Origin of the sequence: Azospirillum palustre, from assembly GCF_002573965.1 — a bacterium.
Lineage (GTDB): Bacteria > Pseudomonadota > Alphaproteobacteria > Azospirillales > Azospirillaceae > Azospirillum > Azospirillum palustre.
In genome coordinates, this window is record NZ_PDKW01000042.1 from 162,617 (window position 1) to 182,690 (window position 20,074).

A 20,074-nucleotide genomic window follows, 5' to 3' on the forward strand; every position below is an offset into this window, starting at 1 on the left:
CTCCCCCTCAGTTCCGCAGCGGCTTGCCGGTGAGCAGCATGTGCTCGATCCGGTCGATGGTGCCGACGGTGCGCACCAGACCCATGAACGCCTCGCGCTCCAGCCGCAGGATGTGGTCCTCGCCGACCGGCTTGGAGATGTCGGCCTCCTCGCCACCGCTCAGCACCTCGGCCAGGGCGGCGCAGACCACCGTGTCGTGCGGCGTGACCTTGCCCTGCAGGGCGAAGCCTTCCACTGCCAGCTCCATCGCCGCCTTGGCGCTGGGGCCGGGCAGGACATAGCTGGTGGACTTCTCCGGCGCGCTGTAGTCCGCCGCCAGTTCCAGCGCCTTGGCCTTGGCGTCGGCCAGCAGGCGGTCGCGGTTCATGGTGATGCCGTCGGTGGCGCGGAAGTACAGCAGCTCCTTGGCCTCGGCCGCCGACTTGGCGACGGTGGCGGTGCTGATGATCTCGAAGGCCTTGGCGATGCCGGGCATGGGACCGCGCGGCGCCTTCGGGTTGGCCTGATGGCGGGCCAGCATCTCGGTGCAGCCGCCCCAGGCCGGGATCAGCCCGACGCCGACCTCGACGAGGCCGACATAGGTCTCGGCATGGGCTTGGACATGGTCGGAATGCAGCAGGATCTCGCAGCCGCCGCCCAATGCCATGCCGCTGGGCGCCGCCACCACCGGGAAGGGCGCGTATTTCAGCGCGCGGTAGGTGCGCTGGCCGCCCTCCACCATCTCCTCGATCTGCGGCCACAGGCCGATGTTCAGCGCGAACAGGGCAAGGCCCAGATTGGCGCCGACAGAGAAATTGTCGGCCTCGTTGTGGATGACCAGCGCCTTCCAGTCACCTTTCCCGTCGCCGATCAGGCGCATGGCCTTCTCGTAGGCGGCCATGATGTCGGCATCGACGGCGTTCATCTTGCTGGTGAACTCGACGCACAGCACGCCGTCGCCGATGTCCCACAGGCTGGCCGAGCCGTTCTTCCACACCGGCTTGCCGGCGGCGCGCTTGATGTCCGACAGCAGCAGCACGCCGTCCGGACGCACCACCGTGTCATAGACGCCTGCGGTGGTCAGGTGCTGGAGCTTGCCGCCCTCCACCCGGTAGAAGGGACGGCCAGCGGCGGTCTCGACCAGCGCCGGGACCGGGATGCCTTCCGAGCGGCACAGCTCGGCGAACCAGTCGGTGCCCAGCCGGTCGATCAGCTCGAACGGGCCCTGCTTCCAGTTGTAGCCGAGCCGCATGCCCTCATCGACGGCGACGATGCTGTCGGCGATCTCCGGCACCAGGCTGGCGGCATAGGCCAGCGTCTGGGCCAGGACGCGGCGGGCGAAGAGGCCGCCCTTGTCCGGGTGCTCGCACAGCTTGCGCAGGTCGCGGCCGGCGGATGAGACGCTGTCCAGCCGGGCCTTCTCCGACGGGGCGTACTCGCCGGTCTGGAGGTCGACCGACTCCTTCACCTTGCCGCCGCCCGCCTTGTTGATGCGGTAGAAGCCGCCCTTGCCCTTGCGGCCGGTATAGCCCTCCGCGATCATCCTGGTGATGACCGGGTGTTCGCGCATCTGGCCGCGATAGGCGTCGTTCGTCGGCAGGGTGGCCGACATGCTCTTGGCGATGTGCGGCATCAGATCGAGCCCGACCAGATCCATCAGGCCGAAGATTCCGGTCTTGGGGATGCCCATCGGACGGCCGCCGACGGCGTCGGCTTCCTCGACCGTCAGGCCGAGATCGACCGCGGCATTCACTGCCGCCTGGATCCAGAAGACGCCGATGCGGTTGGCGATGAAGCCCGGCGTGTCCTTGCAATGGACAACGCCCTTGCCGAGACGGCGGTCGCAGACGTCGGCGATGGCGGCCAGCGCATCGGCGCGGGTGTCGGCGCCGCCGACGATCTCCAGCAGCCGCATGTAGCGCGGCGGGTTGAAGAAGTGGGTGATCAGGAAATCCCGGCGGAACTGCTCGCCCTGCCCCTCGGTCAGCACCGCCAGCGGAATGGTGGAGGTGTTGGACGACACCACCGAGCCCGCCTTGCGCACCGGGTCGATGCGCTTGTAGAGGTCGGCCTTGATCGCCGGGTTCTCGACGATGGCCTCGACGATCCAGTCGACGTCGGCCAGCAGGTTCAGGTCATCCTCAAGATTGCCGGGCGTGATCAGCTTGGCGTTCCTGGGATGCATCAGGGGCGCCGGATCGGTCTTCAGCAGCTTCGCCACCGCACCCTTGGCGATGGCGCTGCGGTCGGCACCCTCCTTGGCCGCAATGTCGAGCAGGACGCAGGGGATGCCGGCGTTGGCGAAATGGGCGGCGATGCCGGCGCCCATCACGCCCGCACCGATCACGGCGGCGCGTTCGATCTTCATGGTCGTTTCCTCCCCGATCCCGTTCGTCAGACCGCTTCCAGGATGGTGGCGATGCCCTGGCCGCCGCCGATGCACTGGGTCGCCAGCGCGAACTGCTTGCCTTCGCGCTTCAGCAGGGCCGCGGCCTTGCCGGTGATGCGGGCGCCGGTGGCGCCCAGCGGGTGGCCGAGCGCCAGCGCGCCGCCGTCCGGGTTGATGCGGGACGGGTCGATGTCGAGGTCGCGCATGCAGGCGATGGCCTGGGACGAGAAGGCCTCGTTGATCTCGATGATGTCGATGTCATTGATCGACAGGCCGGCGCGGGCCAGCGCCTTGCGGGTCGCCGGGACCGGGCCCAGCCCCATCAGCTCCGGCGCGCAGCCGGCGACGGCGACGGAGCGGATCTTCGCCAGGATCGGCAGGCCGTTGGCGCGGGCATACTCCTCCGTCGTCACCAGCACGGCGGCGGCGCCGTCGGTCAGCGGCGAGGAGGTGCCGGCGGTCACGGTGCCGTCGGCGGTGAAGGCCGGCTTCAGGCCCGACAGGCTGTCGGCATTGGTGCCGGGACGGATGCAGCCGTCCTTGTCGATCAGGCCGGCCGGGGTCTGGATGCCGACGATCTCATCGGCCATGCGGCCGGCGGCCTGCGCTTCCGCCGCCTTGGCGTGGGAAGCGACGGCGAGCGCCTCCTGCTCGGCGCGGGAGATGGCGTATTTGCGGGCGACATTTTCCGCGGTGATGCCCATCGAGCAATAGGCTTCCGGATAGGACTCCTTCAGCGCCGGGTTCGGCATCGGGTTGAAGCCCATGATCGGCACGCGGGTCATCGATTCGACGCCACCGCAGAGGAAGACCTCGCCGGCGCCCATCTGGATGGCGCCGGCCGCCTGATGGATCGACTGCATGGAGGAGCCGCAATAGCGGTTCACCGTGGTGGCCGCCGCGGTCTGCGGCAGCTTGGCCAGGAAGGCGATGCTGCGGGCGACGTTCAGGCCCTGCTCGCCCTCGGGGAAGGAGCAGCCGACGATCACATCCTCGATGTCGTCGGTCTTCAGGCCGGTGCGCTCGACCAGCGCCGCGAAGACGCGGGCCAGCAGATCGTCGGGGCGGACCTTGGTCAGTTCGCCCTTGTGGGCGAAGGCGAAGGGCGAACGGGCATAACCGGCGATGACGACCGACTTCATGAGTGCTTCTCCTCCATGTCCTGCGTCTCCGTGATGCCGTTGCGGCGAAGATGCTCGGAGATCTGGGTGTCGATGGTGCACAGCTCCGCCAGCGTCTGCTGGACGTCGGCAAGCTGCTGTTCAAGTGCGGAAATCCGGCGGCGCGCGATGGAGCGCATGTAGCGCATCTGCTCGATCTGGGCGTCGTCGGTGTCGTAGAGGTTCAGGAAATCCTTGATCTCGGCCAGGCTGAAGCCCAGCCGCTTGCCCCGGCAGATCAGCGCCAGCCGGGCGCGGTCGCGATGACCGTAGACACGCGCGCTGCCACGGGCGCTGCCGAGCCGCTCCGGCGACAGCAGCCCCTCATCCTCGTAATGGCGGATGGTGCGGTGGGTCAGACCGAACTCCCCGGCCAGTTCGCCGATGGCGAGCCTGGGGCCGAGCTGGCAGCCATCGCCGCCCTCCTCCCCCGTCTCCATCGCGCCGTTGCCGAACGAAAGCCGATCCACTCCGCCTGCTCCCTTCCCTGACGTTTACGTAAAGGTAAGGTCGATGCCGCTTGCTGTCAACAGACTTGTTGACCACGCCAACCAGTTGGCAGGCCAGCAGGCCGGGGCGCTGGGGCAGGGTCCTGGGACGGCGACAGTTCAGTCCCTAACGGGTGCGGCGCGCCCGCACAGTGACAGGATGCCACGCCCCGGCACTCCCAATAGCTGTGGCAGGCTTTGCGGTGAACGCACGCGTCCGCCCCATTTCCCTCTGTCGGATGTGGGAAGCGGCAACGGCGAATAACAGGCGGCCGGAAGGCCGTAACGGGTTCCGGGCGGGTTTTGAAAGTTTCGGGCGGATCAGGACAGGGGACAGGAGACAACCCATGTCGGCGCGCGCCATCGTATCGTTGGGCGTCTGGATACTGGCCATGGTGCTGATCGGCACCATGACGGTCGGCCTTGCATTGGCCTTTTACCTGATGCTGACCCTGGCTTTCGCCGTGGTGGTCGCAGGATTGACCCTGCTCGCCCGGCGGCGGGACAGCCACCGGGGCGAACAGAGCTACCTTTAGGCATCGTCAGCTCGTTTGGGGGCGCCGTTGCCGGCGCCCCTTACGCTTTTGCCTGGACTCACTCCGGCAGCACGCGCAGCCGGGAGGCGGCGGTGCGGGCGGACAGGTGGGGACGCTGGAGATCCTGCACCTGGGCGCCGGGGGCCGCAAAGTCGCCGGGGGTGACGGCGCGGACCAGATAGACCAGCCGGAAGCGGGGGGCCGCCTTCGGCAGGTCGACGGCGGCCAGGAAGCGGTCCTCGCGGAACTCGACATTGCGGACCGACGACAGGTCGCCGAGCCAGGACAGCTTGCCGAGCTGGCCGCTGTTGGCGAGCCGGACATTCTCGATCTCGAAGCCGGCCGGCAGCGGATCGCTGACCAGCACCGAATGGTCGAGCGGGTCGCCGACCTCGCCCTCCAGGATCACCACCAGCAGGTCGTTGTGGCGGATGCCGGCCGGATCGACCGGACGGCCGGCCATGTCGAACAGGCGGCGGCGGATGGTCATCCCCTGCTCCTCCGCGCCGGCCGGCTGGTCGGGCACACCGGTCACCGACAGGATCTGCCGGACCTCGCCACCCAGATTGCGGATGGCGGGCGGGGCGGCGGGATCGACGGCCAGGATCTGCGGCTTGGCGTTCTCCACCGTCTGCTCGCCGATGGCGAGCTTCATCGGAGCCGCCCGGTCGATCAGCGCCTTGGACGCCAGCAGCAGCCAGGCCTGCTCCTGCAGGTTGGTGGTGCGGACGGCGGCGAAGGTCTTCGCCACACGCTCGGCGGCCTGGAAGATGCGGTCGCGCTCCACGGCGCCGCTCTCCGCCATCAGGAAGAGGACGCCGGCCTCGTCCCGCAGGGAGGATCCCTGGTCGCGCAGGCCGGCGGTCACCATGCGGGCGCCGGACAGCTTGGAGAAGGCTTCCGCAGCACCCGGCTGGTCGCCCAGCACCGCGGCCGCCGCGGCGATCTGCGCCCGGGCGAAGTCGGTCGGCAGACGGTCCCAGTAGTTCTCACGGAAGTACCGCACCGCACCGGCATCGATCATCTTGGCCCGCGCCAGCACATGGAGCGCATAGGCCCGGCCCGGCAGGTCGGCGGTTTCGACCCAGGCGTTGTCGATGGCCTGCTTCAGCCAGTCCAGACCCTTGCGGTAGGGCTGGTCGGGAATGCGGTAGCCCGCCGCCTTGGCCCGGCCCAGCACATCCACCGCATAGGCGGTCAGCCAGGGATCGAGATCGCCCTTCGGCGACCAGGGGGCGAAGGCCCCGTCGATGCGCTGGAAGGTCAGCAGCCGGTCGACGCTGCGCTGGACGCGCGCCTTGATGCGGTCCTCCGGCGCGATGCCGAGCCCGGCGGCGACGTCGCTCAGCGACAGCAGCGGCAGGATGCGGCTGGCGGTCTGCTCCGCTCCACCAGCGGCGGCGCGGTCGAGCGCGAAGAGGAGGCCCGGCACATCCAGATCCGGCAGCGGCGCGACCTCCGCACCGACCGCGACGGTTTCCGGCCGCAGGCCGGCGGTGATGTCGGCCGGAACGGTCAGGCCCTTGTCGGTCGGCAGGGCGGCGACGTTGCGGCGCGACACCGGCGGCGTGGCCGGACGCACCGTCACGTCCCAGCGGCGGGTGACGCGCACGCCATCGGGACCGGTGACGTCCAGCGTGACATGGCCGGCCCCGACCGCTGTTGCGGTCAGCACACGGCCGGCGGTCGCCCGCTTGCCGCGCACCAGCTTCGGCACGGCCAGCTCATTGCCCGAGTCGCTTTGGACGATGGAGACAGCACCCTCGGCGGTCAGCGTCATGCGGTAATCGCCGGACGGGCCGCTCAGGTTGTCGAGCGACAGCAGGACCTGCGCCGAATCGCCGGGGGCGAGGAATCGCGGCAGCACCGCGTCGGCGACGACCGCGTCGCGCACCAGCATCTGGCTTTCGGCCTGACCGATCCGCCCTTCGCTCCAGGCCACCGCCATCAGGCGCAGGCGTCCCTGGAAATCGGGCAGGTCGAAGGGAACCGAAACCTTGCCGTCGGCACCGACGGTCAGGATGCCGGAATAGAGCGAGACCACCCGTTCCGACTTGGGCGGAACCATCCCGGAGATCTGGCGCAGGCGCGGCGTCGGCTGCACCGGCGGCCGGGCGGCGTCCAGGCCGGCCGGGTCGATCAGGCGGCCATAGGAATCGCGCAGTTCCACGGTCAGCGGACGCTTGCGCAGGTAATGGCGGGACGGATCGGGCGACGGCTGGTCGGTCAGCTGCATCACCGATTCGTCGACGGCGGCCAGCGTGACGAAGGCCTGCTTGCCCTCGGCGACGCCATCCACCGCGATGTCGGCGGTCATGGCGCGGCGCGGTTCCGTCTCCGCCGGGGCGGAGAGCCGGACGTCCAGCGTGCGCGGGGCCTTGTCCATCGCCAGCCAGGCGAGGCCGACGGCGCGGCGCGGCGGCTTCTTCGACTGCGGGTCGGAGGTGGCGAAGGCGGTCGCCAGCACATGGGCGCCGCTGGTCCAGCCCTGCCCGACCGGGATTTCCAGGAAGGCGCCCTGCGGACCGATGGCGCGGGTGACGGCATAGCTGACGCCGCGGTCGGCCACCGCCACCAGCACTTGGCTGTCGTAAGGCGGCTTGACGAAGACCCAGGCGCTTTCACCGGAGCGGTAGGCCGGCATCATCACCGAGACGTCGACCGCGTCCGGCCGGTCGCCGGCGGTCGGGGTCATCCACCAGCCGGCGGCGAAGCGGAAGCTGCTGGCGACGCCGGTCTTGGGGTCGAACACCTCCAGCCGGTAGCGGCCGGCGGCGACCGGGGTCTCCACCGAGACCGGGGCGGCGGCCTGGGCCGACAGCGACCCGCCGGTCACCCGCTGGTCCTTCACCGTGACCTTGTAGTCCCAGCGGCCGTTGGCCTCGTACCACGCGTAGTCGTACTCCTCCTCGAACAGCTCGTAGGAGAGGTCGGCGCGGTCGGTCGGCTTGCCGTCGGGGCCGACGGCGATCACGTCGAAGCCGGCGGTGGCCCCCTCCGGCACGCCATCGCCTTCGAAGCGCGGCTTGATGCCGACGGCGAAGGGCTGGTGGCGCACCGGCAGCACGAAATCGCGGCCGACCGGGCGGCCGCCGATGTCGAACAGGGTGGCGCGCACCACCGCCTCCAGCGGGCGGGTGCTGTCGGGCGGACGCGGCAGCTTGACCTTCAGGCGGGCGGAGCCGTTGGAGTCGGTGATGAAGCCCGGCAGGTCGGCGCGGGCCGGCTTCACCTCCTCCTGCACCAGACCGAAATGATAGCCCGGCAGGTTGGGATAGGGGTTGTTGGCGGCGCGCAGCGTCACCGTCAGCTCGCCCGGCAGGCCGGAGGCCGGCGCGCCGTAGAGGTAATGGCTGTCGAGCGCGATGTCGGCCTCGCCGTCGGAGGCCAGCTCCGTCGTCGGAGAGGCGAGCGCCACGTCCAGCCGCGGCGGCACGAAATCCTCCAGCAGGAACTCGACCCTGCCGATGGCCGGACCGTCCGGCTCGGCATGGGCGGTGACGACCCAGTTGCCGGGATAGGCGTTCATCGGCAGGTCGAGGCGGGTGGCATAGCCGCCGGCCCCGCTGTCGGTCAGGCTGCGCCGCTCCACCTCCAGCCCGTCGGGGCGCAGGACGCGGATGGTCAGCGGCTTGCCGGCCGGCGGCGGGTTGAGGTCGGCGTCGCGCAGCAGGGCAGTCAGCTGCACCGTCTCGCCCGGCCGGTAGATGCCGCGCTCGGTGTAGAGATAGGTGTCTAGTCCGCCGGCTGCCGGCCGGACGACGCCGACCGGCTTGTCCTGCGCCTCGGCCGGCGGGGCGCCGCCGGCGGTCAGGTCGAGAACGGCGAAGTCGCCGTCGCCGCGCGCGGCGAACAGCGCCTGGACCGGCTCGGCCCCGGCGGCGCGCAATGCTGCTAGGTCGAAGCGGCCGAGCCCGTCCTCGCCGGTCTGGAGGCGGCCCAGCTCGGTGCCGTTGCGGGCGACCAGACGCAGTTCCACCCCGGTGGCGGGTGCGGCGGTCTGGACGGAGCGGGAGAACACCACCAGCGAGTCGTCGCCGAGGATGGTGTTGAGGCCGAGGTCGGAGACGACGAACCACTGGGTCGCCTTGCGGTCCCAGCCACCCGGCTTGATCTCGTCGGCACCGGCGATGGCGACATAGACGCCGGGGTCGAGCTTGCCCAGCACGGCGTCGATCGGGAAGGCGGTGGTGACGGTGCGGTTCGGCTGGTTGCCGATGCCCATCTCGCCGCGCCACACCTCCTGGCCCGACTTGTCCAGGATCTCGCCGATGTCGTAATCGGTCATCTGCTGGGTGATGCGGCCGAAATAGATCTTCTCGACCAGCGCGCGGTCGGCGATGCGCAGGACCTGGAGTTTCGCCCGGTCCAGATTGATCGAGCGCAGCGGCAGCCCTTCGGCGCCGACGCGCGGCAGGATGTAGCCGGCGCCGCGGAAGGCCAGCGACGGCTTGCGGTTGGGCACCTGCACCTCGCGGGTGTCGGCGGCCGGTAGGCGCTTGCCGTCGGCGCCGGGCAGCCCGTCCTTCAGCGTGACGCGGTAGCTGTCGCCGTGGCGCAGACCCTCGACGCAGAGCGTGCGGTCGCGGGCGATGGCGGCACCGTCGACCGCCGGCTCCACCGTGACATAGTCGCGGTAGTTGACGGCGCGCGAGCGCTCCAGCCGGTCGGTGAAGGTGAAGCAGGCCTGTGGCGTATCGCGCTCCGCCACCACCTCGACGCTGGATACGCCGAAGGGCACCGGCTCGGCCGGCGGGTCGGCGGCGAAGGTCTGGGATACGGTGAGCGTGCCGGAGCACGCGGCAAGAACGGCACAGACACGCGCCAGCGCACGCAACATTATAGACAGGCCCCAATTCCGCGGGTGGATCCGAAGGCACGCGGCCGGGGGCAGCCCTGGCGTCGGCTCGGACCTGGATAAAACCGGCGCGGAGTATGCCCAAGCGGCAATGGTTTCGCCATGGCTTTGCGGCGCCGGCACGAAGATCGCTTTGATCGCGCGCCGGAAATGGGAGGCGGCGGCAGGGTCAGGCGGCGAATTCCAGCGTGACCTGGCTGCCCTGGCCCGGCCGGCTGTCGATGCGGAGGCTGCCGCCATGCGCCTCGATCAGCGACTTGACGATGGGCAGGCCGAGGCCGGTGCCGCGGCCGGGCTGGGTGGTGAGGGCGGAGGTCTGGCCGAAGGGGATGGAGGCCTGCCGCAACTCCTCCGCCGTCATGCCGATGCCGTTGTCGGTGACGCGGACGACGCAGCGGCCATTCACCCCGCGCGCGACGCTGACCAGCACGCGCCCGTTCTCGGGCGTGAATTTCAGGGCGTTGCCCAGCAGGTTCAGCAGCATCTGCTTCAGCGCCCGGTCGTCCGCACGCACCAGCGTGGGCGACAGCGGGCGGTTGATCTCCAGCCGGATCGACTTCTGCTCCGCCTGGGGGGCGACGATGCGGAGCGCCCATTCGGCGGCGGCGACCGGGTCGACATCCTCCATCAGCAGGGCGAACTTGCCGGCCTGGAGACGCGACAGGTCGAGGATGTCGTCGATCAGGGTTAGCAGATGCTGGCCGGAGGTGTGGATGTCGCGGGCATAGTCGGCGTAGCGATCCCCGGCGTTCGGCCCGAACATCTGGTCCTTGATGATCTCGGAAAAGCCGAGGATGGCGTTCAGCGGCGTGCGCAGCTCGTGGCTGACGCGGGCGAGGAAATCGCGGTTGACAGCCAGCGCCGCCGCCAGCCGTTCGGCGTTGCGCTGCTGGACCAGCAGGAAGGCGGCGACCAGCAGGATGGAGACGCTGAGCAGCGCCGCGATGATCCGCATCTGCCCGCGAAAGCCGGCGACCGCGGCGTCGATGTCCTTCACCGCGATGCCGACGACGAGAATCAGCGGGTAGCCCTCGACCGGCCGGTAGGCGTAGGCGCGGCGGATGCCGTCGGCGATGCTGTCCTGCCAGAAAACCCCGCTCAGCGACTGCTGCAACGCCACCCACAGGTTGGAGTTGGAACCGTCGACCCCGACGGAATCCTTTCCGTCCTTGGAGCCGCGGGCGCGGACGATCCGGTCCAGCCCGACCAGCGTGACCACCCCGTTGCGGCCGACATCGGCCTGCCGGTAGAAGCCCGAGAGGTAATCGGGATCGACGTTGGCGACCGCCACGCCGGCGAAGTCCCCTGCCGCATCCTCCAGCCGCCGGGAAAAGCGTAAGAGCGGCCGCCCGGTCGCCGAGCCGTTGAAGGGCAGGCCGATCTTCATCAGCGACCGCCCCTCTCCCTGGTGATAGGCGATCAGTCCGCTGCCCTCCAGCCCTTCGGACGGCCCCATGCCCTCGCTGCGGAAAAGCTGGGCGCCGTCGGGACCGAAGACGCTGAAGTGATGGATCAGGCCGGTGTCGTAGAGGCCGTCGTCGATGATGCGGCGGGCGCGGGGCAAGCCGCCTTCGGCATAGCGTTCGGCGAAGGAGCGCAGCGTGGTGTCGACGTCGTGCACGGTGCGGCTGGTGCTGCTCTCATAGGCGCGTGCCGTCGTCTGGGCGTTGACGATGGCCTCCCGCATCTGGCCGTCCAGCATGGAGGACGCCACCAGGACATAGCCGACCCACACCCCGGCCAGCGCCAGGATGGTTGCCATCAGGATGCCGTTCCGGATGGACAGCGCCCTGACGGAGGGGAACCGAAAGGTCGGGAGACGTGGCATGCCCTGCGCTCCGCCGTTCCACCGCCCCCCGCATCCGGTCCGCAGCGCCGATCCGTAACGTCGGGCGCGATGCGGCGGGGGTGGAGCCGATCATCGCGCCAATCGGTTAAGACTTGTCAAATATCCGGACTGTTTGTCTACCTGCTATTTGTGCCTGTGGATTTCTATTTTGACACGAAACGGTCCCGCAGCCGCCCGATGGCGGTGTCGAGCACTTCGTCCTTCTTTGAGAAGCAGAAGCGCACGACGTTGGTCGGCGCGTTTTCCACGAAGAAGGCGCTGACGGGGATGGCCGCGACCTTCGCCTCCGCCACCAGCCAGCGGCAGAAGGCCTGGTCGTCGCCGTCGAAGCCGAAGCGCGAGATGTCGGCGGCGACGAAATAGGTGCCGGCGCTGGGCAGCACGTCGAAGCCGACCGAGGCGAGCCCGGCCGACAGCCGGTCGCGCTTGGCCTGGAGCCCGGCGGCGAGCCCGGTGAAATAGCCCTCCTCCTTGCCCAGCCCGTAGGCGACGGCGGCCTGGAGGTTCGGCGGGGTGGTGAAGGTCAGGAACTGGTGCGCCTTGGCGACCGGCTGCAGCAAGTGCGGGGCGGCGGTGACGTAGCCGACCTTCCAGCCGGTCAGCGAGAAGGTCTTGCCGGCCGACCCGATCTTCAGGCAGCGGTCGCGCATGCCCGGCAGGGTCATCAGCGGGATGTGGCGGCGGCCGTCGAAGACGATGTGCTCGTACACCTCGTCGCAGACCGCCAGCGCGTCGTGACGCTGCACGAACTCGGCGATCAGCTCCAGCTCGGCGCGGTCGAAGACCTTGGCGGCGGGATTCAGCGGATCGTTGATCAGCACCAGCTTGGTGCGCGGGGAGAAGGCGGCCTCCAGGTCGGCGCGGCTGAAGCTCCAGTCCGGCGCCTTCAGCGAGACGAAGCGCGGCACGCCGCCGGCCAGCCGGACGATGGGCAGGTAGCTGTCGTACATCGGCTGGAACAGCACCACCTCGTCGCCCGGATTGATCAGGCCGAGCAGGCAGGCGGTCAGCGCCTCGGTCGCACCGGAGGTGACCATCGTCTCGGTCTTCCAGTCGACGTCGAGCCCGTAGAAGCGGCCGGCGTGGGCGGCCAGCGCCTGACGCAGATCGGGCGTGCCCATCATCGACGGGTACTGGTTCCACCCGGTCAGCAGCGCATCGGCCGCGGTTTGCAGCACGTCGGCCGGCCCGCGGTCGTCGGGGAATCCCTGGCCCAGGTTGATCGCGCCATGCTCCTCCGACAGGCGGGACATGACCTCGAAAATGGTGGTGCCATAGCTGGACAGCAGCGCGTTGCCCGACTTCACCGGAAAGCCTCCTCATGCGAACGGACGCACAAGATGGCCGCTGCGGGGCGACGCTGTCCAGTGCCCGCTTCCGCAGGGCAGACCGCAGGGGAGCGGTTGTCGGCGGTCGGCAAAATCGTTTGGACTCCCACCGAGCGATGGAGACGGCCATGGTATGGCTGTTGCATACTCAGGTAAGTTTCTGTCCCAAGGAGTGTAATTCCAATGTCATTCTCCTCCCGCTGCCGCGGTGCCGCCCTGTCGGCTTTGGTCCCGGCCCTGGTGCTGTTCGGGCTGGCCGGCTCCGTGCAGGCTGCGGAACCGATCAAGGTCAAGGTGTTCGTCGGCTCGATGTTCGAGATCGGCAAGAACACCGGCGACCGCGCCGGCGAGTTCCAGCACTGGTACGAGCGCTATTGGCAGACGGCCGAGCCGATCGCGGTGAAGGGCGCGCTGAACCCGGTCTACTGCAACGCCGACGGCGTGTGCGGATCGGTGCTCGGCATGGGCAAAGTCAGCTCGTCGGCCTCGATGCAGGCGATCCTGCTGAACCCGCAGCTCGACCTGTCGCAAGCCTATTTCATGGTCACCGGCGTGGCCGGCACCCCGCCGTCGCGCGGCACCATCGGCGAAGTGAGCTGGGCGACCTGGGTGGTCGACTATGACCTCGGCCACCGCTGGGCGCCGGAGGAGAACAAGCCGGGCGAGCCGACCTTCATGCCGCGCAAGGGCTACGAGGCGGTGCGGCTGTTCCCAATGAACCCGGCGCTGGTGTCCTGGGCGATGCGGCTGACCGCCGACACGCCGCTGAAGGACAGCGACTCCGCCCGCGCCTACCGCAAGCGTTATCCGCAGGAAGCGGCACAGCGTGCTCCTTTTGTGGGCACCGGCACGCACATGACGGGCGACACCTTCTTCCACGGCCCCGGCATGTCGGCCCAGGCGCAGTACATCGCCAAGCTCTATGGCGCGGACGACTACGTCATCACCGAGATGGAAGCGGCGGCGATCACGCTGGTCATCAAGCGGCTGCAAGGCTCCGACCGGGTGATGAGCCTGCGCGGCGCGGTCAATTTCGACCAGGGCAACCCGAACGAGACCACGCTCCAGCACCTCGACCCGAAGCCGGGCGAGACCGCCGGCGGCTTCGCCGAGACGGTGGAGAATGTGGAGCTGGTCGGGTCGCGCATGGTCGACCACATCGTCGGCCATTGGGACCAGTGGAAGGACGGCGTTCCGGCCCTGCCCGCTCCCTGACGAACAGACTCGTCAACGCCTGCCGGGAAACCCGCCCGGCAGGCGCTTGCGGCTCACTCGCCGTAAATCTTGCGCAGGCGGCGGTTGCGCAGCTTCAGCCGGATGCGTTCGACCGGGCTGAAGATGCGGGGATAGCGTCGTTTCGACCGCACGAACAGACGGCGGGCGTCGGCAGAGTTGCGCAGCACCAGCACGCCGCCGAGCAGCATCACCGGCAGGCCGCCGGGACCGGGCAAGGGGGCGATCAGCAGGCCGAGCAGGATGATCGTGCATCCGGCGCCGATCAGGGCCAGCTGTCGCACGCGCGCGAAAGACAGCGACTGGGCGGTATCGGGAGGACTCATCTGCGGTTCGACAGGCTCCAAGCTTCGCGGTCTTCCGCATATGGGCCTGGGGGAGCGGCTCGAAAAGGCCCCCCTCCCCTTTGCAGGTGTGGGAGCGCGTCTTCTCCCGCGCCGGAGGAGGCTGTATCTCAATGCAGCGTGCGCATCGGCTCCGGCGGCGCGGCGCGCAGGCGGGCCGGGTCCAGGCGGCTGAGGGCGGCGTCGCGTTCGGCGGGCTTGGGCTCCCAGCCGAATTCGCGGATCAGCTGGTCGCGGGCGGCGACGGCGCGGCGGGACAGATGGGCGCATCCGTCCGGCGCTTTTCCCCGGCTCGGCGGCGGGCAGCGGCGGTCGGCGCAGCTTTCCAGCATCAGGCGGATCATCCGCTCGCGCTTGGCGGCGTCGACATAGCCCATCTGGTCGAAATAGAGTTTGGTGAAGGCCAGTTCGGTGACGCGGGCCTGGGCCTCGCGGTCGCCGACGATCACCGCAGCCACCACCTCCACGCAACGGCCGGCGAAATGCGGCAGCGGTGCTGTGCCGTCATCGGCACGGTCGAGCAGGCGGCTCGGCAGATCGACCAGCCGGCCGGTCACGTCCTTCACCAGATAGCGGCGCCACACCGACATTCCCGCCTCCCGTCAGGCATTCAGCCCCGATGCGAAGCCTACACCAGACGGAGGGAACACGGAACCGCTCATGAACACACGATCCCGTGAACGGTCGGGTTCCGGCGCGCCTCGGCCTCAGCGCGGCACCAGCGGCCAGAAGATCGCGATGGCCGTCGTGCCGAACACCACGACCATGATCGACAGCGGCAGGCCGAGCCGCCAGTAATCGCCGAAACGGTAGCCGCCGGGGCCCATCACCAGCGTGTTGCACTGGTGGCCGATGGGGGTGAGGAAGTCGCAGCCCGCCCCGATCGCCACCGCCATCAGGAAGGCGTCGGGCCGCAGGCCGAGATGGGTGGCGAGGCTGGCGCCGATGGGCGCCATCACCAGCACCGTCGCGGCGTTGTTCAGGAAGGGCGTCACCGCCATCGCCGCCACCATGATCATCGCCAGCGCCCCCACCGGCGGCAGGCCCTGCGACATCTCCGACAGGAAGCCGGCGATCAGCTCGGTGCCGCCGGTGGTGCGCAGCGTCTCGCTGACCGGGATCAGGGAGCCCAGCAGCACCAGGATCGGCCATTCGATGGCCTCGTAGGCGTCGCGCAGGCTGACCACCTTCAGGGCCGTCATCGCCACCGCCGCCCCGAAGAAGGCGATGGCGACCGGCACCAGCCCGGTGGCGACCAGCGTGACGGTCAGCCCCAGCACCGCCACCGCCGCGGCGCGCTTCGGCGTGCGGCCGATGGCGAGGTTACGCTCGGCCAACGGCAGGCAGCCCAGCTCGGCCAGCGTGTCGGAGACGGCGGCCTGCCGGCATTGCAGCACCACCAGGTCGCCCGATTGCAGGCGGATGCGGCGCAGCCGCTGGCGGATCGGCCGGCCACGCCGGCTGAGCGCCACCAGATTGGCGCCGAACCGCTCGCGCAGGTTCACCTCCTCGATGCTGTGGCCGATCATGGCGGAGCGCTGCTCCACCACCGCCTCGACCACGGCGATGTCGTCCTCGTTCTCGACCCCCTCCTGGTCCTTGTCATGCATCATGCGCAGACCGGCGCGCTTGACCAGATCGCCCAGCGCCGTGGTGTCGCCCTCCAGCACCAGGATGTCGTCGGCGAACAGCACCCAATGGCCCGACGGGACATAGCGGCGGTAATTTTCGCGCACGATGGCGGCGACGGTCACCTCACCCTCGCCGAAGGTCTCCAGCTCCGCCACCGTGCGGCCGACGAACTGCGAGCCGGCGGGCAGCCGCGCCTCCGCCGTGTAGTCGTCGATGTTGAAGGCGGGTCCGGCCCCCGCCGCCCGCCCCTTCGGCAGCAGCCGGTAGCCGACCGTCAGGAAGGCGACGCCGACCACCGCGATCACCAGCCCCACGGGCGTGAAGTCGAACATGTGGAAGGGCTCGCCCGTCATCTCCGCCCGCACGCGCGACACGATGATGTTGGGCGAGGTGCCGACCAGCGTCATCAGCCCGCCCAGCAGCGAGCCGAAGGCCATCGGCATCAGCAGCAGCGACACCGGCGTGCCGCTCCGCCGCGCGACCTGCAAGGCGATGGGCATGAAGATGGCCAGCGCGCCGATGTTCTTGACGATGGCCGACAGCAGGGTCACCGCCCCGGCCAGGACGGCCACCTGGGTCCAGACGCCGGTCATCCGCGCGGTCAGCGGGCGCATCGCCGCCTCCACCACGCCGGAGCGGCCGACGGCGGCGCTGACCACCAGGGCCGATCCGACGATGATGACGATGTCGTCGGAAAAGCCCTGGAACGCCTCCTTCGCCGGCACGATTCCGGCGGCGACCGAGGCCAGCAGGGCGATCATCCCGACAAGGTCGTACCGCAGCCGGTCCCAGATCAGCAGCGCGATCACCGCGCCGATGATCCCAAACGATAACATCTGGTCGATGGTCATTGGGAAAGGCAGCGTCCTTATCCTGTGATCCGAAGCCGGGCCGGACAGGGGAACGCGGTTGTGCGTCCGGTCAGCGCGCCGAACCCGACGCCTTCCCGTCCCCACGGCCATCGCCCGACTTGCCGGCCCCTGTCCTGCCGGATGCCGCCGCCCCCTTGTCGGGGGACCGGGCATCCTGCACCAGCCGACCGCACTGTGGCTGTTCCTCACTGCCCGGGTCAAGGAAGGGCAGCACGCCGGCCAGCGGGGTCAGCAGCACGCCCAGCGCCACCGCCGCAGCCCCCCGCGCCGCCGACTCGGTGGGATCGACGCCGATGTCGGGGTTGCCCAGCGTGCCGCCGACCAGCACCGGGACATGGGTGGCGAAGACCTGCGGCGACTTCGAATCGCCGACGATGCGCAGGTCGAGCGCCTCGTTGCGCAGGCTGATCCGGCCCTTGCCGGTGACCAGCGTTTCCGGCGTGTCGAGCACCAGCGCCTCGACCTGGGCGACGCCGTTCTGCACCGCCATGTTGCCGACCAGGCAGTTGAAGGGCATCGGCTTCGACCCGGAAATGACCACGCCCAGTGTTTCCAGGATGTTGGTCTTCAGCCCCTTGACCGCGAGGCTGGTGACCCGTCCGCCGTCCACCGCGACGCCGATCTTGCCGTCGGAGCTGCCCAACAGGTCGGCCACCGTCTTGCCCGAACCGGCAAGCTGGATGCGCCCGGCCACCGTGCCGCCGATCTGGCCCGCCAGGGAGGTTTCGCTGAAGAAGGTGGACAGCTTCATCGCGCGGATGTCCAGGTTGGTGCGCATCGCCGGCACCTTGCGGCTGCCGTCCACCTGCACCGTGCCGACGATCCGCCCGCCGCCGATGCCCAGCGACAGCGGATCGAAATGCAAATCGCCGTTGGTCAGCCTGACCCGCATGTCCAGATCCTGCAACGGGGCGAAGGGCGCCTCCACCCGCTTGCCGCGCAGGCGGACGTCCATGTCGGTGTTGCGCAGCATCTCCACATTCACCGGGGTGGCGGGGATGACGCGGCCGTTGCCGCGGGTCGGGTAGTCGCCGCTGCCGCGCGGCGAGGCGCCGATCAGGCCGGCCAGATCCTGGGCCGCCAGCCGGTTGGAGGTGAGGTCGGCCTTCACCATCGGGCGTTCGCCGTTGGTGTCGACCGACAGGTCGCCGGCAAGGTCGCTCTCGCCGACCTTGCCGTTCATGCCGTGGAAGGCCCACAGGCCCCCTTCGCGCGACAGATGGCCGGAAATGGAATAGGGCCGGGTCTTCGGCGTCGGAATGCCGAGGATCGGGAAGATCTCCGCCAGATCGTCGCCGCTGAGCGCCACCGACAGGTCGACGCCCTCCAGCTTCACCGGCTCGGCCACCGACCCTTCGATGCGGCCCTTGGTCTTGCCGACGGCGGCGTCGATCTTCAGCGGATAGGGCTTGGGATCGTCGCGCAGAGTGAGCAGCGAGCCGCCCTCCACCGCCAGGGTGAAGGGCTTGCCGGCGAAGTTGCCCTTGCCGTTCAGTTGCACGGTGTCGCTGTCGTTGTCGCCGGTCGCGGTGTTGATGGTGTTGTCGATGTCGATGTCGCTGGTGGGGTCGCGGTAGCGCATCCTGCCGTCGGCGATCAGCAGCCGTCCGATCACCGGGATGTCGCCGCGCTTGTCGGGGGTCACGGCCTCCTTCGCCACCGCCTTCTCCGCGTTGGGCGGGCCGAAATTCCAGTTCGCGTCACCCTTGCCGTTCCTTTCCAGGATAAGCTTCGGCCCTTCGACCTTCAGCTCCGGCAGTTCCCAGTTGCCGCGCAGCAGCGGCCAGGGGCGCAGCGAGGCGTCCAGCGCCCTGATCTCCGCCATCGTCCTGTCCTGGGCCCAGTCGGCGTTGGCGATGCGCAACCCTTCCAGATGGATGCGGATCGGGTTGCCGAGATGCACGCGCAGGTCGCCGTCGATGGCGACCTCGCGGTTCAGCGCGGCCGAGGCGCGGCGGGCGACAAAGCCGCGGGCGTCGTTCCAGTCGAACAGCAGCAGCACCGCGCCGACCCCGACGACGATAAGACCGACGAGGCCCAGCAGGCCGTAGCCGATCCATTTGAACACCGATCCCGCACCCGCTTTCATCCCCCTGCCCTCCGCGCACCGTCCCTTCCCTGACAACGGACAAGGGGGCCGAACAGCGAAGGCCGGAGGCGGGGGGTACCGCAAGAGATCCGACGTTCCTGCCCGAAAGTTATATATTCCGTTGGCGCTTATATTGGATTTAACGCAAAATTCAGTATCGCAGCACCGTAATCGAACGATGCCCCACCCCCGCAGCCAGGGCCGCAGGACACGATGCGTTCTCTGACCAATTTCGCCCCGTCCACCTTCGAGGAACGCGGTGCCGCCGTGGCCTTCACCACGCCGGTGCTGGCGCAGACCCGCGTGCGCAAGGACAGCCGCGACCAGCTGGAGGTGCTGGTGCCCAACCTGTCGGAAGGGCGCGGCGTCTATGTGGTTCCGTGGAAGTCGCTGCCGCTGGCCTTCCCGATGACCGTGCATGACCGGATGCTGCACGATCTGATCGCCAAGGCCGACGGCTGCTCGCCCGACGACATCCGCAAGGCCGTGCTGGAGGCGGCGCGCTGCGGGCTGGCCGGCGGCGGCGCCGTGACGGCGGCGGAAGCGGCGCTGAGCGACGACGAGGACCAGCGGCTTCTCATCAACTACCAGCTGATCGTCGAGGCGCTGAAGGCGGTCGGCCTGGAATCGACGGAGATCCTGAAGGTCGGCCTGACCTCCGCCGCAGGGCAGAAGCTGACGCGCGACCTGATGATGAAGGCGGCGCAGCGTCTGGCTCTGGAACCGAAGGAACTCTATGGCCGCATCGCCGAGCTGGCGCTGATGATGGAGGCCATCGGGCTCGCCAGCTCGCCCAAGCTGGCGCGGCTGCGGCGGCTGATGCGCGATCTCCAGGGCTTCCGCGACAGCATGACCGACTGGGCGACCGACAACGTGTCGGAAGCGGCCCCCATCGGCGGCTTCTGCGCCGAGGTGGCGGAACATACGGTCAACCATGCCCGCAACGTCATCGGCCAGTTCGACCAGGCGATGGCGTCGTTCGAGGTGCTGCTGCGCCAGTGGGAGACCAAGCGCCCACAGATCCGCAAGGCGTCGAGCCGGCTGTCCTGGCTGCTCGACGGCTGGGAATATCTGATCCTGCTGTGGAACGACGCGCTGACCCAGGACCGCTATACCCAGGACATGGCCGTCCACGACATCTTCCGCGTCATCCCCCTGCTGCCGAAGGACGAAGGGCGCGCCGACCAGTCGACGCTGGCCGACAAGCTGACCACCAGCCACAAGCGGTCGGTGCGCGCTTATGTCGACTGGCGCAGCGGCCAGCTCGATGTCGATCTGGTCATGCGGATCGAGACGATCAAAGGGAGAGCGGCCTGA

13 protein-coding genes are annotated in these 20,074 nt (G+C 69.3%); 3 read left to right on the forward strand and 10 right to left on the reverse strand.

Translation table 11 applies throughout. From position 1 onward, the window contains the following. Nucleotides 1-7: 7 nt before the first annotated feature. The 3 genes from CRT60_RS18595 to CRT60_RS18605 are packed head-to-tail and all read right to left on the reverse strand — an operon-like array spanning nucleotide 8 to nucleotide 3,998. Nucleotides 8-2,347 (reverse strand): 3-hydroxyacyl-CoA dehydrogenase/enoyl-CoA hydratase family protein, encoded by a 2,340-nt coding sequence (locus CRT60_RS18595; protein WP_098738049.1) that lies wholly within the window; start codon nucleotides 2,345-2,347, stop codon nucleotides 8-10. 26 nt (nucleotides 2,348-2,373) lie between these two features. Further along, nucleotides 2,374-3,510 carry a thiolase family protein gene (locus CRT60_RS18600; RefSeq protein WP_098738050.1) on the reverse strand — a complete coding sequence of 379 codons (1,137 nt, stop codon included), beginning with the start codon at nucleotides 3,508-3,510 and terminating at the stop codon, nucleotides 2,374-2,376. Continuing rightward, entirely contained in the window at nucleotides 3,507-3,998 is a 492-nt protein-coding gene (locus CRT60_RS18605; protein WP_098738051.1) for a MerR family transcriptional regulator, read from the reverse strand. Before CRT60_RS18605 ends, CRT60_RS18600 begins: the two co-directional genes overlap by 4 nt. A gap of 365 nt (nucleotides 3,999-4,363) precedes the next feature. On the opposite strand from CRT60_RS18605, the gene CRT60_RS18610 reads away from it, so the two are divergent. Continuing rightward, nucleotides 4,364-4,552, forward strand: coding sequence for a hypothetical protein (locus tag CRT60_RS18610; protein WP_098738052.1), 189 nt, complete (start codon nucleotides 4,364-4,366; stop codon nucleotides 4,550-4,552). A 58-nt stretch (nucleotides 4,553-4,610) separates the two neighbouring features. Here CRT60_RS18610 and CRT60_RS18615 read toward each other — a convergent pair whose 3' ends face one another. The 3 genes from CRT60_RS18615 to CRT60_RS18625 form a co-directional block, all read right to left on the reverse strand. Beyond that, nucleotides 4,611-9,392, reverse strand: coding sequence for an alpha-2-macroglobulin family protein (locus CRT60_RS18615; protein ID WP_244592602.1), 4,782 nt, complete (start codon nucleotides 9,390-9,392; stop codon nucleotides 4,611-4,613). Nucleotides 9,393-9,579: 187 nt separating this feature from the next. Continuing rightward, on the reverse strand, nucleotides 9,580-11,172 hold the full coding sequence (locus CRT60_RS18620; RefSeq protein ID WP_244592603.1) for a sensor histidine kinase: 1,593 nt from the start codon (nucleotides 11,170-11,172) through the stop codon (nucleotides 9,580-9,582). A gap of 230 nt (nucleotides 11,173-11,402) precedes the next feature. Beyond that, nucleotides 11,403-12,566, reverse strand: a complete 1,164-nt coding sequence (locus CRT60_RS18625; RefSeq protein ID WP_098738054.1) for an aminotransferase — start codon at nucleotides 12,564-12,566, stop codon at nucleotides 11,403-11,405. A gap of 204 nt (nucleotides 12,567-12,770) precedes the next feature. Here CRT60_RS18625 and CRT60_RS18630 point away from each other — a divergent pair, with 204 nt between their 5' ends. After that, nucleotides 12,771-13,802, forward strand: coding sequence for a purine-nucleoside phosphorylase (locus CRT60_RS18630; protein ID WP_098738055.1), 1,032 nt, complete (start codon nucleotides 12,771-12,773; stop codon nucleotides 13,800-13,802). A 53-nt stretch (nucleotides 13,803-13,855) separates the two neighbouring features. Here the strand turns inward: CRT60_RS18630 and CRT60_RS18635 are convergent, their stop codons facing one another. The 4 genes from CRT60_RS18635 to CRT60_RS18650 form a co-directional block, all read right to left on the reverse strand. Continuing rightward, nucleotides 13,856-14,146: a hypothetical protein gene (locus CRT60_RS18635; RefSeq protein WP_098738056.1), complete on the reverse strand. Its 291-nt coding sequence runs from the start codon at nucleotides 14,144-14,146 to the stop codon at nucleotides 13,856-13,858. A 128-nt stretch (nucleotides 14,147-14,274) separates the two neighbouring features. Continuing rightward, entirely contained in the window at nucleotides 14,275-14,754 is a 480-nt protein-coding gene (locus tag CRT60_RS18640) for a hypothetical protein (protein WP_098738057.1), read from the reverse strand. Between the two features lie 117 nt (nucleotides 14,755-14,871). Continuing rightward, entirely contained in the window at nucleotides 14,872-16,647 is a 1,776-nt protein-coding gene (locus CRT60_RS18645) for an SLC13 family permease (protein ID WP_098738058.1), read from the reverse strand. A gap of 70 nt (nucleotides 16,648-16,717) precedes the next feature. Then, nucleotides 16,718-18,757 (reverse strand): AsmA family protein, encoded by a 2,040-nt coding sequence (locus tag CRT60_RS18650; protein ID WP_098738059.1) that lies wholly within the window; start codon nucleotides 18,755-18,757, stop codon nucleotides 16,718-16,720. A gap of 213 nt (nucleotides 18,758-18,970) precedes the next feature. Between CRT60_RS18650 and CRT60_RS18655 the strand changes: the two genes are divergently transcribed. Further along, nucleotides 18,971-20,074 carry a hypothetical protein gene (locus tag CRT60_RS18655; protein WP_098738060.1) on the forward strand — a complete coding sequence of 368 codons (1,104 nt, stop codon included), beginning with the start codon at nucleotides 18,971-18,973 and terminating at the stop codon, nucleotides 20,072-20,074.

What these genes read in the sequence shown, in the direction of transcription:
- CRT60_RS18620 (WP_244592603.1), bottom strand. Translation starts at nt 11,172, where the DNA reads ATGGCAACCATCCTGGCGCTGGCCGGGGTGTGGGTCGGCTATGTCCTG.
- CRT60_RS18600 (WP_098738050.1), bottom strand. Translation starts at nt 3,510, where the DNA reads ATGAAGTCGGTCGTCATCGCCGGTTATGCCCGTTCGCCCTTCGCCTTC.
- CRT60_RS18650 (WP_098738059.1), bottom strand. Translation starts at nt 18,757, where the DNA reads ATGAAAGCGGGTGCGGGATCGGTGTTCAAATGGATCGGCTACGGCCTG.
- CRT60_RS18645 (WP_098738058.1), bottom strand. Translation starts at nt 16,647, where the DNA reads ATGACCATCGACCAGATGTTATCGTTTGGGATCATCGGCGCGGTGATC.
- CRT60_RS18630 (WP_098738055.1), top strand. Translation starts at nt 12,771, where the DNA reads ATGTCATTCTCCTCCCGCTGCCGCGGTGCCGCCCTGTCGGCTTTGGTC.
- CRT60_RS18655 (WP_098738060.1), top strand. Translation starts at nt 18,971, where the DNA reads ATGCGTTCTCTGACCAATTTCGCCCCGTCCACCTTCGAGGAACGCGGT.
- CRT60_RS18610 (WP_098738052.1), top strand. Translation starts at nt 4,364, where the DNA reads ATGTCGGCGCGCGCCATCGTATCGTTGGGCGTCTGGATACTGGCCATG.
- CRT60_RS18640 (WP_098738057.1), bottom strand. Translation starts at nt 14,754, where the DNA reads ATGTCGGTGTGGCGCCGCTATCTGGTGAAGGACGTGACCGGCCGGCTG.
- CRT60_RS18635 (WP_098738056.1), bottom strand. Translation starts at nt 14,146, where the DNA reads ATGAGTCCTCCCGATACCGCCCAGTCGCTGTCTTTCGCGCGCGTGCGA.
- CRT60_RS18615 (WP_244592602.1), bottom strand. Translation starts at nt 9,392, where the DNA reads ATGTTGCGTGCGCTGGCGCGTGTCTGTGCCGTTCTTGCCGCGTGCTCC.
- CRT60_RS18595 (WP_098738049.1), bottom strand. Translation starts at nt 2,347, where the DNA reads ATGAAGATCGAACGCGCCGCCGTGATCGGTGCGGGCGTGATGGGCGCC.